The sequence below is a fragment of the Ancylobacter sp. IITR112 genome, assembly GCF_041415945.1.
Taxonomy (GTDB): domain Bacteria; phylum Pseudomonadota; class Alphaproteobacteria; order Rhizobiales; family Xanthobacteraceae; genus Ancylobacter.
In genome coordinates this window covers 2,869,667-2,886,165 of the sequence record NZ_JBGCUS010000001.1, presented here as the reverse complement: position 1 = coordinate 2,886,165, position 16,499 = coordinate 2,869,667, and the positions used below count along the sequence as shown (strand labels likewise).

Genomic DNA, 16,499 nt, shown 5'->3' with positions numbered 1-16,499 from the left:
CCCTTTGCGTGTGAGGCGCCTTGCCTCAGAAGCGGTAGGTGACGCCGACGCCGACGATCCACGGGTCGAGATTGGCCTTGCCGGTGAGCGGCTGGCCGGCGACCACGACATCGAAATCGGGCTTGAGGAACAGCTTCTTCACGTCGACGTTGAAGCCCCAATGCGCGTCGAACATATAGTCGAAGCCGGCCTGCAGCGCCCAGCCGAACGTGTCCTTCACGTCGATCGAATCGGCCGAATAGGCCTTCTGGTCGAAGAAGAAGGTGTAGTTGATGCCGGCGCCGATATAGGGCTTGAAGGCGCCGAAATCGGTGAAGTGGTACTGCAGCGTCAGGGTCGGCGGCAGCAGCCAGACCTCGCCGATCTTGTTCAGGCTGGAGATCGCGCCGGTGCCGTTGATGTCGTGCGGGGTGACGCCGAGGATCAGCTCCGCCGCCCAGTTCTTGGTGAAGTAATAGGTGATGTCGAGTTCCGGCACCACGGAATCGGAGACATCGAGCCCGGAGCCGAGGATGCCCCGCACCGAGCCGTTATCCTCGGGGATGACGCCGAGCAGGCGCACGCGGATCTGCCACGGGCTCTGTTCCTCCACCGGCGCCGGCGCCTTATAGGCGAGCGGCGCGGCCGTGTTGATGTCAGCCGCGACCGCCGGGGCCGCGATCAGAGCGGCGCCCGCGAGCGCGAGGACCGCCGGCGCGGCGGTGCGAGCAAAAAATGACCGGATGGACGACATGCCCCAAACCCCTTTATTCCCTTAAGCCCTGTACCGGGCACGCGCCCATTCGTGAGGGCAGGGGGGCGTGGCGCGCTTGATCGAGATCAATCGGGCGATAGTCTTATCTTTCTGTGACCAACCGGCAACAGCGGCCGGGGGCGAGGGATCGCCCGCATTCAAGCCGCCGGAATGGACGTATAATAGAACAATCGGCTACAGCCGGTAGACGGGCTTCTCGGTGGGGCCCGTGCCATCCGGCGGGGGGAGATGATGGGCGTCGAAGGGTTCCTGGCCAGCGAGGACGAGCGCGTCGCACGCCAGCTCGTCGAGCAGGCGGACCTCATCCTGCAGGCGACCGACGGCGATGTGCCGGCCCGGTTCGCCCATGGCCTGTTCGGCCGCGCCGTGGCCGAGGATGTGCGGGTCTACACCCCGCATGAACTCGCGGCGCTGGCGCGCCTCGCCTATGCCCATCTGAAGGTCCGGCGGCGCGACAGCTTCGACATACGCATCGAGCAGCTCCCGCCCGCCGAGGGCGGCGACCGGCTCGCCCGGGTCTCGGTGATCGAGATCGTCAATGACGACATGCCGTTCCTGCTCGATTCGCTCATGGGCGCGCTCAACGCGCAGGGGCTGACCGCCAGCTTCGTGGTGCACCCGATCATGGGAGTGGACCGCGACGCCAGCGGGCAGGTGACCGGCCTCGTTCCCGGCGAGACTCCGGCCGGCGCCCGCATGCGGCGCGAGAGCCTGATCCAGATCCATGTGCCGCGAATCGAGGATGAAGGCCGGCGGGCGGCGCTGATCGACGAACTCAGCCTGGTGCTGAACCAGGTGCGCGTGGTGGTCGCCGCCTGGCAGCCGATGATGGCGCAGGTACGCGCCGCAGTGACCAATCTCACCCTCGCCCCCGCCCTGGTGCCGCGCGAGGACCGCGAGGAGGCGATCGCCTTTCTCGAATGGCTGCTCGCCGGCCGCTTCACCTTTCTCGGCTGCCGCCATTACCAGAGCGCGGGCACGCCCGGCGCCTCGAAGACCACGGTGTTCGAGCGGCGCATGGACGACGCGCTGGGGCTGATGGCGGACGAGTCCTTCCGGCTGTTCCGCCCGACCGGCGATCCCCGCTCCGTCAGCACCGACATCGCCGAGGCGCTGGCCGACCCCAGCCCGCTGATCGTCACCAAGTCGCGCACCCTGTCCAATGTCCACCGGCGCGCCTGGATCGACGTGGTGCTGGTCAAACGCTACGACGCGCAGGGGCGGGTGGTCGGCGGGCTGTGCATTTCCGGCCTGTTCACCGCCACCGCCTATACGAGCTCGGTGCGCACGATTCCCGTGCTGCGGCGCAAGGCGGCCACCGTGCTGGCGCGCGCCGGCTTCGCCCCCGAGAGCCATTCCGGCCGCGCGCTGGTGAAAGTGCTGGAGACCTATCCGCGCGACGATCTGTTCCAGATCGACACCACGGCGCTCTATCAATTCTCCCTCGCCATTCTTCAGCTCGACGAGCATCCGCGCGTGCGGGTGCTGGCGCTGAACGAGCGTTTCGACCGATTCGTCTCCATCCTCGTCTTCGTCCCGCGCGAACGCTATGGCAGCGAGGTGCGGGTGAAGATCGGGCATCTGCTGGCGTCGAGCTTCGGCGGGCAGGTGGTCTCGTTCCGCCCGCTCTTCCTCGAAGGGCCGCTCACCCGGGTGCATTTCATCATCGAGCGTGGCCCCGGCGCGGTGCCGAACGTCAATCGCGCCACGCTGGAAGAGGCCATCGGCGCCATCATCCGCACCTGGGGCGACGGCTTTGCCGAGGCGCTGGCGGCCACCGTGCCGGCCAGCAAGGCGAGCGAGCTGATGGAGCGCTATGCCGGGGCGTTCCCGGCCGGCTACCAGGCGGCGGCGACACCGGCCGAGGCGATCGACGATCTGCGCCTGATCGAGGATCTCGGCGAGGCGAGCCCGGTAGCGGCGGATTTCCGCGCCTCGACGCTGCGCGAACGCGGCCGCGTCGCGCTCAAAGTGTTCAGCTACAAGGTGCCGCGCCTGCTCTCCGAGCGGGTGCCCTTGCTCGAATCCATGGGCTTCGTCGTCATTGACGAGCGCACCTTCACCGTCCGGCCCGGCGGCGGCACACCCGTCTATGTGCATGACATGCTGCTGTCGCGGCGCGGCGGCGGCGACATCCCGCTCGACAAGCTCGGCCCGCGCCTGCACGCGACACTGATGGCGGTGCTACGCGGCGGCGAGAGCGACGGCTTCAACGCGCTGGCGCTGAACGCCCAGCTTGGCTGGCGCGACATCGCGCTGCTGCGGGCGCTGGGGCGCTATCTGCGCCAGGCCGGCATGCCGTTCAGCCAGGATTATCTCTGGCAGACCCTGAACGCCCATCCCGCCCTCGCGCAGAAGCTGGTGGCGCTGTTCCATGCCCGCTTCGACCCGGAGATGCACGAGCGCCGCGTCGAGCGGCAGGAGGAACTGCGCGCCGCCATCGAGGCCGCGCTGGCGGATGTGCCAAGCCTCGACGAGGACCGCATCCTGCGCCGCTTCGCCAATCTCATCGAGGCGGCGGTGCGGACCAATTTCTTCCAGCGCAGCGCGCAGGGCGTGCACCGCCCGACCATCGCCTTCAAATTCCGCAGCGCCGAGGTGGAGGGCCTGCCGCAGCCGCAGCCGCTGTTCGAGATTTTCGTCCAGTCGCCGCGGGTGGAAGGCATCCATCTGCGCTTCGGCCGGGTGGCGCGCGGCGGGCTTCGCTGGTCCGACCGGCCGCAGGATTTCCGCACCGAGGTGCTCAGCCTGGTCAAGGCGCAGCAGGTGAAGAACGCGGTGATCGTGCCGGTGGGCGCCAAGGGCGGCTTCGTGCCGCAGCAGCTTCCCGCCGGGCCGCGCGAGGCGATCCAGGCCGAGGGTGTCGAGGCCTACAAGCTGTTCATCTCCAGCCTGCTCGACCTCACCGACAATATCGAGGACGGCCGCACCGTGCATCCCGCGCAGACGGTGCGGCATGACGAGGACGACCCCTATCTCGTGGTCGCCGCCGACAAGGGCACGGCCACCTTCTCCGACACCGCCAATGCGCTCTCGCTGGAGCGCGGCTTCTGGCTCGGCGATGCCTTCGCCTCCGGTGGCTCGGTCGGCTATGACCACAAGGCGATGGGCATCACCGCGCGCGGCGCCTGGGAGGCGGTGCGCCGGCATTTCCGCGAACTCGACATCGACATTCGCCGCACGCCCTTCACCGTGGCCGGCGTCGGCGACATGTCGGGCGATGTGTTCGGCAATGGCATGATCCTGGAGAACACCATCCGCCTGGTCGCCGCCTTCGACCATCGCGACATCTTCCTCGATCCCAATCCCGACCCCGAACTCTCCTTCCGCGAGCGCCGGCGGCTGTTCGCGCTGCCGCGCTCCTCCTGGCAGGACTATGACAAGTCGCTGATCTCGCCCGGTGGCGGCGTGTTCCCGCGCAGCGCCAAGAGCATTCCGCTCACCCTGGCCATGCGCGAGGTGCTGGGCTTCGACGTGCCCTCCGCCTCTCCCGCCGAGGTGATCAGCGCCATATTGCGCGCGCCGGTGGACCTGTTGTGGTTCGGCGGAATCGGCACCTATGTGCGCGCGACCAGCGAGACCGACGCGCAGGCCGGTGACCGCGCCAATGACGGCGTGCGCATCACCGGCAGCCAGATTCGGGCGCGGGTGATCGGCGAGGGCGCCAATCTCGGCGTCACCCAGCGTGGGCGCATCGAGGCGGCGCGGCGTGGCGTGCGGCTGAACACCGACGCCATCGACAATTCCGCCGGCGTCAACACCTCCGATATCGAGGTGAACATCAAGATCGCCATGGCGCCGGCCCTGCGCGAGGGGCGGCTCGACCCGCAGGCGCGGGCGCAGGTGCTGGCCGGCATGACCGGCGATGTCGCCGCGCTGGCGCTGACGAACAACTATCTGCAGACGCTGGCGCTCTCGCTCGCGGAAATGCGCGGGCTCGACGATCTCGGCTTCCTGCAGCGGCTGATGCAGCGGCTCGAAGCGCGCGGCCTGCTCGACCGGGCGGTGGAGTATCTGCCCTCCGACAGCGAGATCGCGGAGCGGCGCGGGCGCGGCGAGGCGCTGACCCGCCCGGAAATGGCGGTGCTGCTGGCCTATGCCAAGCTTTCCGTGCATTCGGACCTGCTCGACACCGACGTGCCGGACGATCCCTATCTCGCGCGCGAACTGGCGGCCTATTTTCCGCTGGAACTGCGCGAGCACTTCTCGGAGGGCATCGAGCACCACCGGCTGCGCCGCGACATCATTGCCACCCGTCTCTCCAACGCCATGATCAACCATGGCGGGCCGGCCTTCGTGGCCCGGCTGGCGGATGAGACCGGCGCGGGCATTGACAGCATCGCCAAGGCCTTCGCCGTGGTGCGCGACGGTTTCGGCCTCGCCGCGCTGAACCGCGAGATCGACGCGCTGGACGGGCTGGTGCCGGGGGCGGTGCAGCTCGACCTTTATGGCGTCGTCCAGGACATGCTGCTCGATCGCTCGATCTGGTTCCTGCGCAATGTCGACCTCCGGCGCAATCTCGACGACCTCGTCGGCCATTACGCCGCAGGCATCCCCCCGGTGGAGAAGGTGCTCGCCGGCCCTGTGCGCGAATTGCTGCCGGAAGAGGCGCGGGTGCTGCATGACGCCCGCATCAGCCAGTGGACGCAGGCCGGCGTGCCCGAGGCACTGGCGCGCCGCATCGCCCGCCTGCCGGCGGTGGAGAGCGCCACCGATATCGTGCTGATCGCCGACCGCACCCGCGCGCCGCTGGCCGATGCCGCCGTGACCTTCTTCGCCGTCGCCCTGCTGTTCCGGCTGGAGCGCATTCTCGGGCCGGCGCGGACTCTGTCGGTGACGGACTATTACGACCGGCTGGCGCTGGAGCGGGCGTTGGCGGCGTTCGAGAGCGCGGTGCGCCGGCTCACCGCCGAGGTGATCGAGGAGCACGGCGCCGGCGTCGCGGGCGTGTCGAGCTGGGCGCGGGCGCGTGGCGAGGTGGTGGAGCGGGCGCGCAACGGCGTGCACGAGATCGCCGGATCGGGGCTCAGCGTGTCGAAGCTCTCCGTGGCGGCGAGCCTCATCGGCGATCTGGTACGCGGTTAGGCCCGAATGACCCCCGAGCCGGGCGGCGCCGATGTGGTGATCCTCGCCGCCGGGCGCGGGCGGCGCATGGGGCTTGACGCGCATAAGGCGCTGGTGCCGGTCCTGGCCGGGAAGGGCACGCTGGAGCGGCTGCTGATGCAGCTCGCCGGCCTGCCGGCGGGCGCCGTGACCGTGGTGACCGGCTATCGGTCGGACGAGGTCGCTGCGAGTGTGCGGGCCTTTCTGCCGCGCGCCCGCTGCGTGCACAATCCGGCCTTTGCCACCACGGAACTCCTGCAGAGCCTCGCCTGCGCCTTCACCCGGGCGCCGCCGACACGCGACTGCTGGGTGCTGCTGGCCGATACGCTCTACAGCGATGCCGCTCTCGCGGCGCTGTTCGCGGCCCCGCCGGGAGGCTTGGCGCTGGCGGTGACGGCCCGCACGCCGGACGATGCCGGCGCCATCGCGGTCACGGTCCGCGACGGAGCGGTGGTCGCCCTCGCCGAGGCGGCGGCGTCGAGCGCATGGTGCATGGCGCATGCGGTGCGCTGGCCCCCGATGCTGCAGGCACGCGCCTGCGCGGCGGCGGCGGCGGGTCTGCGGTTTCAATGGCAGGCGATCGCCGCGCTGCAGCGGGAACCGACCACCGCCGCTTTTCCCATTCGCGCCATCATGCTACCCCTCGGCGGCGCGCGGGATCTCGACACCCAGGCCGATCTCGAACAGGCCCGCTCGCTCGTTTCGCCGTGAGGCGCCACTGACGGAGCCCATGAGTCCGCCCGCCCCGCTCGCCCTGCCGCCCTGCTGGCCTGATGTGCTGGACCGCTTCCGCGCCGACATCAGCAAGGATGAGCATTTTCGCGGGCGCGAGGAGGGCTCGGGGCGTGGCATCTTCGTCAAGCAGGTGCGCGACCCGGCGAATGGTCGGCGGGAGTTCGAGGCGCTGCGATGCCTCGCGGCGGCGCCGGGCGAAACTCTGGTGCCGCGTCCGCTCGATCTCACCGACAGCGAACTGCATCTCGAACTCGTCGAAGGCATCCGGCTCTACGACCTGTTGCGGCTGCTGCGGCAGATCGGCGATGGCGAGCCGCAATTGGGGCCGGTGGCAGGGGATGTCGCGCGGCGCCTGCTGGGGCGGGCGCGCCGTCGCGCGGAGCGGATGCAGGCGCTGCTGGGCGAGGCCGCCGGGTCGCTCAGCACCGGCCCCTATCCCTGCGCCATCAAGGTGGAGGGCATGTTCTCGCTGCTCTCCGAACTGTTCGGCCTGCCGCCGCTGGATGACGCGATGCGGGTGGAGCTCGATGCCTTTCGCGAGCGCTGGGACGCCGCGGTCAGCGTGCCGTTCCGCGACGCGACGCCAAAGAACATCATCGTCGCGGTGGAGGCGCTGGCCGTTGGCCGGCATCCCGGCGAGGCGGCGCGGCGGGCGGCGCTCGCCCGGCTGCTGGCCGATGGGGACGAGGCCTTCTGGCGGGAGGTGCCGCTGTTCGACATCGACTTTGCCTCGGTCGAACATCTGACCGTGCCGGAGGACGACATGGTCAGCCTGCTGGGGCATGAGGCGAGCTTCCGGGCGCTGACCGAGGTGGGGGCGGCGGACGCCGCACCCGTGGCGGGGGAATTGGCCGAGATCGCACGGAGGAACCCGCCGCGCGCAGCGCTGGCCTTCTTCGTCCGCTATCTGCGCTTCGCCGGCCGCAAGGTCGCCTATCGCGTGGTCAATCCGGTCGGTGGGGCGACGCGCTTCCGTCATGACCGCTTCGGCTTCTATTTCCAGGCGCTGCCACGCCTTCTGGCGGCGCTGGACCCGACGCTGGTCGCCGCCCTGCCGGCGACGCTGGCGCGCTGGTCGGCCATCGGCACGGCCGCCCTGCCCTTCGACAGGGCCGGCGGCGGGGGGAGGGACGCCTATCTCGCTTTCGTCGGCCGGCCGGTCGATTATTGGCAGGAGAGCCCGCTGGAACTCGCCGCCCGGCCGAGGCGCGCCGCCCGGCCATGAGCGCGATCATAAGCGGGGCTATGAGCCGGACCTGGCTCCACGCCATGCTGGCCCGGCTGACGGCGCCCCCCGGGGCCTCCGCACCCGTCCCGGACCGGCCGGCGGCGGCGGAGCGGCTGGCCGCGCGCATCGCTGCTCGTGCCTGGCGCCGCTCGGGCGTCGATGCCGAGACGGCGGCGGACATCCGCGCCAAGGCCGCCGCCGCCATCGCCGCCGGGGTGCCGCTTGGCTTCGCTGTGCCGTTTGGCGGCTATAAGGGCCCGCGGCAACCCGCCGCGCCGCATATCGACTGGGCGGAACTGTTCTGGATCGCGCATCTGCGCGCCTATGCCGAGACGCTGGCCGCTCTTCATGCGCCGGGCGTGGTGATCTCGCTCTCCTATTTCCACGGCGTGCTCGGGGGCATCAACCGGCTGCCGCAATCCGATCAGGACCGCTATATCCAGGGTCTGCGCGCCCTGCTGGCGCATTATTCCGACGCGCGCATCCGCTTCGAACTGATTGACCTCTCCGCCCTGTTCGGCGGGCCGGCGGGGGCGGTGGCGGCGATCGAGCGGCGCTATGACGAACTGCGCCGTAGTGGCGCGGAGCCGCCGGGCCCGGCCCTGCGCAGCGCGGCGCGCAATGTGATGCACGACCATGCCTCCGAGGCCGTTATCCGCGAGGCGGCGCTGCGCTGCCTGGCGATGGAGAGCCTGGAAGAGCGGCGGCGCTTCAACAAGTTCGGCCCGCGCATCCAGATCACCCATATACGCGGTGCCTCGCTGTCGCTGCACCTCGGCTCCTGCGCGACCTCGATCCACCAGCCCTGGGTCGGCACCGGCGTGCTGGAAGGCGACGGGGCTGGCGGCTGGCGCCCGCGCATCGTCAATGGCGGCGCCATCCAGCCCGGCGCTTGGGTGGAGGTGGCGCACAAGCTTCAGGGGCTGTCGCCGGCGCTGGGCCGCATCGGCCTGCTGCAGGAGGGCGCGAGTGACTGATCTGACCCGGCTGCAGCGCGAGGGGCTGGGGATGCTACTGGCATTTGACCATGTGTGCCGGCGCCACGGCATCGCCTATCAGCTTGCCGCCGGCACCCTGCTCGGCGCCATCCGCCATGGCGGCTTCATCCCGTGGGATGACGACGTGGATGTCTGCCTGCGGCGCGCCGCGTATGAGCGCTTTCTGGCCGTGGCACCGGCGGAACTGGCGCCGGCCTACCGGCTGCGTCAGGCGCGGACGGAGCCGGGATGCCCTTTCCCGTTCTGCAAGATGGTGAGCGGAGAGGGGGAGACGGGCTCCGGCGCCTTCCTCGACATTTTCCCGTTTGACGGCGTGTGCCCGGGGCCGGTGCGCGGGCGGCTGCACATGCGGCTCGCCTGGCTGCTGGCCACGGCTCTCGCCTATCGCGCCGGCAAGGCCGCGCCGGGCGACCGTTCGCCCACGCGGGCGCGGCGCTGGGCCCGGCAGGTGCTGGTGTGGGGCATGCGGGGTCTGGCGCCGCAGCGCCTCGCGGGAGGGCTGGAGCGGGTGGCGCGCTGGCGGGAGGGCCGGGCGAACGCCCATGTCGCCTGCCTCGTTTCCGGCCGCATGCGCTACCGCCAGATACGGTCGGCGCGGGATTTCGATGCCTGCATCGCCTGGAGTTTCGAGGGGCATCCGTTCCCGGTGCCGCGCAGCTATGAGACGGTTCTGGAAAACCTCTATGGCGACTGGCGCGCCCTGCCGCCGGCGGAGCGGCGGCAGCCGCATCACCACCGCCTGACCTGAACGGCTGCCCCGGCCGCGCTCGCGCTCGGCCAGGGGCGCCGCGCGTCACGCCGCCGCGTGCTTCTTGTTCTGGCGGTGAGAGATGAGGTCTTCCACCACGTTCGGATCGGCGAGAGTGGAAGTGTCGCCGAGATTGCCGAACTCGTCCTCGGCGATCTTGCGCAGGATGCGGCGCATGATCTTGCCGGAGCGGGTCTTGGGCAGGCCGGGGGCGAACTGGATCAGGTCCGGCGAGGCGATGGGGCCGATTTCCTGCCGCACCCAGGACACCAGTTCCTTGCGCAGTTCCTCGGTCGGCTCGATGCCGGCCATCAGCGTGACATAGGCATAGATGCCCTGGCCCTTGATGTCGTGGGGATAGCCAACCACCGCCGCTTCCGAGACCTTCGGATGCGCCACCAGCGCGCTTTCCACCTCGGCGGTGCCCATGCGGTGGCCGGAAACGTTGATCACGTCGTCGACGCGGCCGGTGATCCAGTAATAGCCGTCGGCATCGCGCCGGCAGCCGTCGCCGGTGAAGTACTTGCCGGGATAGGTGGAGAAATAGGTCTGCATGAAGCGCTCATGGTCGCCATAGACTGTGCGCATCTGCCCCGGCCAGGAATCGGCGATCACCAGATTGCCCTCGCAGGCGCCGCTGAGCGGGTTGCCTTCCGCGTCCACCACTTCCGGGATGACGCCGAAGAACGGGCGCGTCGCCGAGCCGGGCTTCAGCTTGGTGGCGCCGGGCAGCGGGGTGATGAGGATGCCGCCGGTCTCGGTCTGCCACCAGGTGTCGACAATCGGGCAGCGCTCGTCGCCGACCACGCGATGATACCATTCCCACGCTTCCGGGTTGATCGGCTCGCCGACCGAGCCGAGCAGGCGCAGCGAGGCGCGGCTGGTCTTGGTGACGGGCGCATCGCCGCCTTGCATCAGCGCGCGGATAGCGGTCGGCGCGGTGTAGAAGATGTTGACCTTGTGCTTGTCGATGACCTCCCAGAAGCGGGAATTGGTCGGATAGTTCGGCACCCCCTCGAACATCAGCGTGGTGGCGCCGTTGGCGAGCGGGCCATAGACGATGTAGCTGTGGCCCGTCACCCAGCCGATATCGGCGGTGCACCAGTAGATGTCGCCCTCGTGATAGTCGAACACATATTGGTGCGTCATCGAGGCATAGACGAGATAGCCGCCCGTGGTGTGCAGCACACCCTTGGGCAGGCCGGTCGATCCCGAGGTGTAGAGGATGAACAGCGGGTGTTCCGCCTCGACGGGCGTTGCCGGGCAATGGCTGGTCACGAGATCGGCCGCCTCGTGATACCACACGTCGCGGCCGGGCTTCATGTTGACCGTGCCGCCGGTGCGGCGCACGACGACGACGTGATCCACCTCGATATCGCCCAACTTGGCGATGGCGGCATCGACATTGGCCTTAAGCGGCACCTTGCGGCCGCCGCGCAGCCCTTCGTCGGCGGTGATGATGACCTTGGAGCCGCAGTCGCGGACCCGGCCGGCGAGACTGTCGGGCGAGAAACCGCCGAACACCACCGAGTGGATGGCGCCGAGCCGCGCGCAGGCGAGCATCGCATAGGCCGCCTCGGGGATCATCGGCATGTAGATGGTGACGCGGTCGCCCTTCTCCACATTGCGGTTGCGCAGCACATTGGCGAAGCGGCAGACCTCGTCATGCAGCTCCTGATAGGTGATGTGGCGGTGCTCGGACGGATCGTCGCCTTCCCAGATGATGGCGACCTGATCGGCACGGGTGGGCAGATGCCGGTCGATGCAGTTCCAGGCGACATTGGTGACGCCGTCCTCGAACCATTTGATCGAGACATGGCCGGGATCGAAGGAGGTGTTCTTGACCACCGTATAAGGCTCGAACCATTCGATCCGCTTGCCCTCATCCGCCCAGAAAGCCTGCGGGTCGGTGAGCGAGGCCTCATACTTCGCCTGATAGGCGCGATCATCGAGGAAGGCCCGCTTCGCCCATTCCGCGGGCACGTCGTAGATCTTGTCGGACATGGCGTTTCTCCCCATCAGGCCGGCGCTGTGCGCCTCTCTTGCTTCGGCGGGATTATGGGGAGAGCGCCCGGGCGGGACAAGCGCAGGGGCGCGCAACTTTGGTCGGTAGGTAGTCGCGCGGAGGAGACGGGTCCCGCCGCCCGCCACGGCAGCGGGGCGGCCTGCACCGCCCCGCCGTTTATTCCCGAAGGGTCCGGCGCGGGAGTCGCTCCCGCGCCTCGTCGGCTCAGCCGCTCATCTGGTCATGCCAGAAGCGGTCGACCTGCTGGCGCGTCTCGCGCGAGCCATTCGGATCGGCGAATGCCTCCGGATCGACCGAGGGGGCCTCGTCGAGCGCGTCGCTCGGCGCGTTGAGCACGAAGGTGTTAAGCCCCCGCGTCGCGCGCAGCGCCTGCCAGGGCACCGCCACCATGTCCTCGCCAATGCCGAGCACGCCGCCGCTGGAGACGATCACATAGCGGATGCCGCCGCGTTCGGAATCCAGCACCACGTCTTCCACCGTGCCGAGCTGCTCGTCCTGCAGATTGCGGACCTCCGTGCCGGTGATGTCGGCGAGATTGACCAGCCCGGCGTCGATCTCGGTGACGGGACGGGCGCCAACCAGCCGCTGCTGGCGCCAGGAGGTGACATCGCCCGGCTCCACGCCAGCCTGCCTGAGCTGGCCGGTATAGTCGCGATACGCCTCCTTCATCTCGGCGAGCACGGCGTTACAGGCCTGCTGCTCGCCGCGCTGGCCCAGTACATTGGCGGCGGAGCGCAGGGTGCGGATCTGATAGGGCGGCGAGCCGATGCCCCAACTGCTGCCACCCCAGGCCGAACGCGCCGGCGTCACCGCATTGTCCTGGGTATTGGGCGCGCGGGCGGTCGGCGACTGGTTCGCCGGCACATCCTCCGACGCGCGCTGGGCCCGGGTGGCCTGACCGCTGGACGCGGTTCCGGATGTGGCGCCGTCCATGCCGGCGCGCCCGCCGGCCTGTATGTCCTGGGCACCCCAGCCGGAAATCCAGAATCCGTCGTCGTTCATCTGGGCGTTGAAGGCGCGCAGCTCATCGAGGCACTGCTGCGCCACCTGCCGCTCGCCGGAGGCGCGCGCGCCGGCCGTGGTCTGGCGGTCCTGCTGGCTGGCAGCCGGGGCCTGGCGGGTGTTCGTTGCGGAAGGAGCGGTCTGCGCCACCGCGCCACCGGCGATCAGGCTGAGAATGGACGTAGCCGCAGCCGCGTGCAGGAGGTTTCGGTTTTTCATCGTGTGTCTCCTTGGTTTGTGGCGACGGGTCGCCGCCAGGGAGGCATTCGAGAGTCAACGCAGGTCACGAAGGACAATCAGGAATGCCGGTGGCGGCCAGGGCATCACTCGGTGCCGCTGGACGCCTCGGGACAGGCCGGGGCGACGGGGTCCGCCGCGCCGGGTGCCGTGCAAGAGGCGCCATGGCGCGGGGCCATTAGCCTCTTGTGCCGTAAGCAGGCCGGGTGCGGATGCTGCACCCGGCGCCCGATGCCGCGTTGCCGCCGCATCTATGGGGCCAACGTAAGGCAACACGTCCTGTTCCCGAAAAACTGCCGGAAGGCCGCAACCGGCCGCGCCCGGCATCAGCGCCGCGGGCGCCAGACGGCGGTGGCCTTGATCTCCGTGTCTTCGAGTTCGCGCGAGACCGGAACGGCATAGTCCGCGACCTTCTCCAGTCGCTGGCGCGGCAGATAGGAGCGGCCGGGATCGCCGATCCACACATCGGCGTCCGCGGCCGAAAGCGCCTCGAGCCAGGCGAAGACCTTCCCCGCGAGGTCGCGCTCATAGGCGATGTCGCCGGCCAGCACGACCTCCCAAACGCCCCGCGTGCCAAGCACATCGGAGGTGATCACGTCGAGCGGCCCCGCGCCGTTGAGGCCGGCGTTCAGCGCGATGGCGGCCTGGGCGAACGGGTCGATATCGGCGCAGGCGACATGCGCCGCGCCCGCCTTCGCCGCGGCGATGCCGACCAGGCCGGAACCTGAGGCGAAATCCAGCACCCGTTTGCCGCGCACCGTGTCGGGATGGTCGAGGATGTAGCGGGCCAGTGCCTGCCCGCCGGCCCAGGCGAAGGCCCAGAAGGGCGGCGGCAGGCCGATCTCGCCCAGTTCCTCCTCGGTGCGTTGCCAGATCGGCAGCGATTCCTCGGCGAGATGCAGCGTGATTTCCGGCACCAGCGGCGGGGCGAGGCGCTGCGTCTCGGCGCGGATGAAAGCGGCGGGGTCGGCGATGCCGCGCGGCGTCAACGTGTGCCGCCCGCCATCTCCAGCACGATGTCCCATTCGGCATCGGTGACGGGCTGGACGGAGAGGCGGGAGAATTTCATCAGCGCCATCTCGGCGAGGCGCGGTTCCGCCTTCACGGCGGCGAGCGAGACCGGGTTGTTCAGCGCGGCCACCGCCTTGAGGTCGACCATGACGAATTTGCCCGAGGGATCGGAGGGGTCGGGGTAGGCTTCCTTAATGACCTCGACGACGCCGACGATCTCCTTGCCCTCGTTCGAATGGTAGAAGAACCCGTGGTCACCAAGGCGCATGGCGAGAAGCTGCTGCTTGGCGAGGTGGTTGCGCACGCCGTCCCAGTGCGTGCCCTTTTCGGCGGCGGCGACCTGCTGCTCCCAGGACCATTTGAAGGGTTCAGACTTGTAGAGCCAGTGCGCCATTTCCACTCCTGATGACCTCGCCGGGAGGCTCATTCACTTACCGCTTCGCCGCGCCTCCGTCATCCCGCAGGGGCCGGCGCGCCGCGTCGTCTCACGCTTCCGCCCTTTGCGGGCGGGCCAGCAGCGAGCCGATCGCCTGTTCGACATCGCGGCGCCCGGCCAGCACGTCTTCCACCGCGCGGGCGATCGGCATGTCGACGCCGCGCGCCTGCGCCATCGCCACCAGCACGCTGGCGGTCAGCGCGCCTTCCGCCAGCTTGCCCGGCGGGTGCAGCCCGTCCTGCTGGCCGAGGCTGAGGCCGAGCGCGTAATTGCGCGACTGGGCGGTGGAACAGGTGAGAATGAGGTCGCCGAGACCGGACAGGCCGGTGAGCGTTTCCGCCCGCGCGCCATAGGCTTTACCGAAGCGCATCAGCTCGGCGAAGCCGCGCGCGATCAGCGCGGCGCCGGCGCTGGCGCCGAGCCTGCGGCCGCCGACAATGCCGGCGGCGATGGCGAGCACGTTCTTGGCCGCGCCGCCGATCTCCACCCCGCGCACATCCTCGCTGTGATAGAGCCGGAACGAGGCCGAGCCGAGCGCGGCGGCCAGCGCCTCCGCTACCGCACCGTCGCGCGCGGCCAGCGTCACGGCGGTGGGCAGGCCGGCGGCGACATCGGCGGCGAAGCTGGGGCCGGAGAGAATTGCCGGCGCCGCCTGCGGGCAGGCCTCTTCCAGCACCTGCGTCATGAACAGTGAGGTGCCCCGCTCGATGCCCTTGGCGCAGGTGACGACCGCCGTGCCCGGCGCGAGATGCGGCGCGAGGGCGGCGGCGACCGTGCGGCTCGCCTGGGCCGGAACGACGAGCAGCACCGCATCGGTGCCGCCGACATCAGCGAGATCGGCAGTGGGGTGCACCGTCTCGGCCAGAGCCACTCCCGGCAGGTGCGCGGCATTGGCGCGCTGGTGCCGCAGCCTCTCGATCAGCGCGGCATCGCGCCCCCACAGCACGACTTCGCGGCCGGCGCGGGCGGCGGCATTGGCGAGCGCCGTGCCCCAGGCGCCGGCGCCCACCACGCCGATGGAGGCAAAGCGGGCCGGCATCAGCCGCCAATCCCCTCGGGAGCCGCCGGAGGCACCGCTTCGGCCGGCGCCGCCGTTAAGCCGGCCGCCGGCGCTTCCACCCCCTCGATCTCGTCCAGCGGCCAGCGGGCGCGGGGGGAGGCGTCGAGCCCGTCGGACAGGCCGCGCGCCAGCCGTTCGGCGCCGGCCCATGCGATCATCGCGCCATTATCGGTGCACAGTTCCGGCGGCGGCACGGCGAGACGGGTGCCGCCATCGGCCGCGACCTTGTGCAGCGCCCGGCGCACCGACTGGTTGGCGCCGACGCCTCCCGCCAGCACCAGCGCGGAGGGCTTCAGCCCCCGATGCCGCATCAGCCGCAGCGCGCAGCGCACGCGGTCGGCGAGAATGTCGACCACAGCGGCCTGGAAGGAGGCGCACAGATCGTTCACGTCCTGCTCGCTCAGCGGGGCGATCTTCAGCGCCTCGATCCGCACCGCGGTCTTGAGGCCGGAGAGCGAGAAATCCGGCACCGGCTTGCCGTGCAGGGGGCGGGGCAGGGCGAAGCGTTCCGGATCGCCCTGCAACGCCGCGCGCTCCACCGCCGGGCCGCCGGGATAGGGCAGGCCGAGCATCTTGGCGGTCTTGTCGAACGCTTCGCCGATGGCGTCGTCCATCGTCCCGCCGAGCTTCTCATACTCGCCGATGCCGGTGACGGCGACGAGTTGGGTGTGGCCGCCGGAGACGAGCAGCAGCAGGAAGGGGAAGGGCACCTTGTCGGTGAGGCGGGCGGTAAGCGCGTGCGCTTCGAGATGATTGACCGCGATCAGCGGCTTCCTCGCCGCCAGAGCCAGCGCCTTTGCCGTGGTGAGGCCGACAATGACCCCGCCGATCAGCCCCGGGCCAGCGGCGGCGGCGATGCCGTCGATCTCGTTCAGCCGCAGCCCGGCGGCGCGCAGCGCGCGGGCGACCAGATGGTCGAGCACCTCGACATGGGCGCGGGCGGCGATTTCCGGCACCACGCCGCCATACTCCGCGTGATCCTCGGTCTGCGAATGCACGATGTTGGAGAGGATCGCACCGGTTCCGTCGGCACGCCGACGCACCACCGCGGCGGCGGTCTCGTCGCAGGTGGTCTCGATGCCGAGCAGGAGAAGATCACGCATTGACTTTACGGGGTTGGCCGGTGAACTGAACGCATACGAACCGCTAGCACCGCAGGAC

12 protein-coding genes are annotated in these 16,499 nt (G+C 69.9%); 5 read left to right on the top strand and 7 right to left on the bottom strand.

Annotated features, from left to right (window positions below; translation table 11 throughout):
* Positions 1-25: 25 nt before the first annotated feature.
* Positions 26-733 carry an OmpW family protein gene (locus AAC979_RS13775; RefSeq protein ID WP_371347443.1) on the bottom strand — a complete coding sequence of 236 codons (708 nt, stop codon included), beginning with the start codon at positions 731-733 and terminating at the stop codon, positions 26-28.
* Positions 734-985: 252 nt separating this feature from the next.
* On the opposite strand from AAC979_RS13775, the gene AAC979_RS13770 reads away from it, so the two are divergent.
* From AAC979_RS13770 to AAC979_RS13750, 5 genes are read left to right on the top strand one after another with little or no spacing between them, the layout of a single operon-like run.
* Positions 986-5,839 (top strand): NAD-glutamate dehydrogenase, encoded by a 4,854-nt coding sequence (locus AAC979_RS13770; RefSeq protein WP_371349058.1) that lies wholly within the window; start codon positions 986-988, stop codon positions 5,837-5,839.
* Positions 5,840-5,845: 6 nt separating this feature from the next.
* Positions 5,846-6,568 carry an NTP transferase domain-containing protein gene (locus tag AAC979_RS13765; protein WP_371347442.1) on the top strand — a complete coding sequence of 241 codons (723 nt, stop codon included), beginning with the start codon at positions 5,846-5,848 and terminating at the stop codon, positions 6,566-6,568.
* Between the two features lie 19 nt (positions 6,569-6,587).
* A complete protein-coding gene (locus AAC979_RS13760) occupies positions 6,588-7,817 on the top strand; it encodes a hypothetical protein (protein WP_371347441.1) in 1,230 nt (409 codons plus the stop codon).
* 20 nt (positions 7,818-7,837) lie between these two features.
* Positions 7,838-8,797 carry a hypothetical protein gene (locus AAC979_RS13755; protein ID WP_371347440.1) on the top strand — a complete coding sequence of 320 codons (960 nt, stop codon included), beginning with the start codon at positions 7,838-7,840 and terminating at the stop codon, positions 8,795-8,797.
* Entirely contained in the window at positions 8,790-9,566 is a 777-nt protein-coding gene (locus tag AAC979_RS13750; RefSeq protein WP_371347439.1) for a phosphorylcholine transferase LicD, read from the top strand. The genes AAC979_RS13755 and AAC979_RS13750 overlap by 8 nt, the downstream gene beginning before the upstream one ends.
* Before the next feature lie 45 nt (positions 9,567-9,611).
* Here the strand turns inward: AAC979_RS13750 and acs are convergent, their stop codons facing one another.
* The 6 genes from acs to tsaD all read right to left on the bottom strand — a co-directional run bounded on the left by acs (position 9,612) and on the right by tsaD (position 16,441).
* A complete protein-coding gene (gene acs / locus AAC979_RS13745; protein WP_371347438.1) occupies positions 9,612-11,570 on the bottom strand; it encodes an acetate--CoA ligase in 1,959 nt (652 codons plus the stop codon).
* A gap of 226 nt (positions 11,571-11,796) precedes the next feature.
* Positions 11,797-12,813 (bottom strand): PRC-barrel domain-containing protein, encoded by a 1,017-nt coding sequence (locus AAC979_RS13740; protein ID WP_371347437.1) that lies wholly within the window; start codon positions 12,811-12,813, stop codon positions 11,797-11,799.
* A gap of 344 nt (positions 12,814-13,157) precedes the next feature.
* Positions 13,158-13,856, bottom strand: coding sequence for a methyltransferase (locus AAC979_RS13735; protein WP_371347436.1), 699 nt, complete (start codon positions 13,854-13,856; stop codon positions 13,158-13,160).
* Positions 13,817-14,236, bottom strand: coding sequence for an EVE domain-containing protein (locus tag AAC979_RS13730; RefSeq protein WP_371347435.1), 420 nt, complete (start codon positions 14,234-14,236; stop codon positions 13,817-13,819). The genes AAC979_RS13735 and AAC979_RS13730 overlap by 40 nt, the downstream gene beginning before the upstream one ends.
* A 91-nt stretch (positions 14,237-14,327) precedes the next feature.
* The gene (locus AAC979_RS13725) at positions 14,328-15,317 is read right to left on the bottom strand and encodes an NAD(P)H-dependent glycerol-3-phosphate dehydrogenase (protein ID WP_371347434.1); all 990 of its coding nucleotides are present in this window, start codon (positions 15,315-15,317) and stop codon (positions 14,328-14,330) included.
* Positions 15,317-16,441 (bottom strand): tRNA (adenosine(37)-N6)-threonylcarbamoyltransferase complex transferase subunit TsaD, encoded by a 1,125-nt coding sequence (tsaD, locus tag AAC979_RS13720; protein ID WP_371347433.1) that lies wholly within the window; start codon positions 16,439-16,441, stop codon positions 15,317-15,319. Before tsaD ends, AAC979_RS13725 begins: the two co-directional genes overlap by 1 nt.
* Positions 16,442-16,499: the final 58 nt, after the last annotated feature.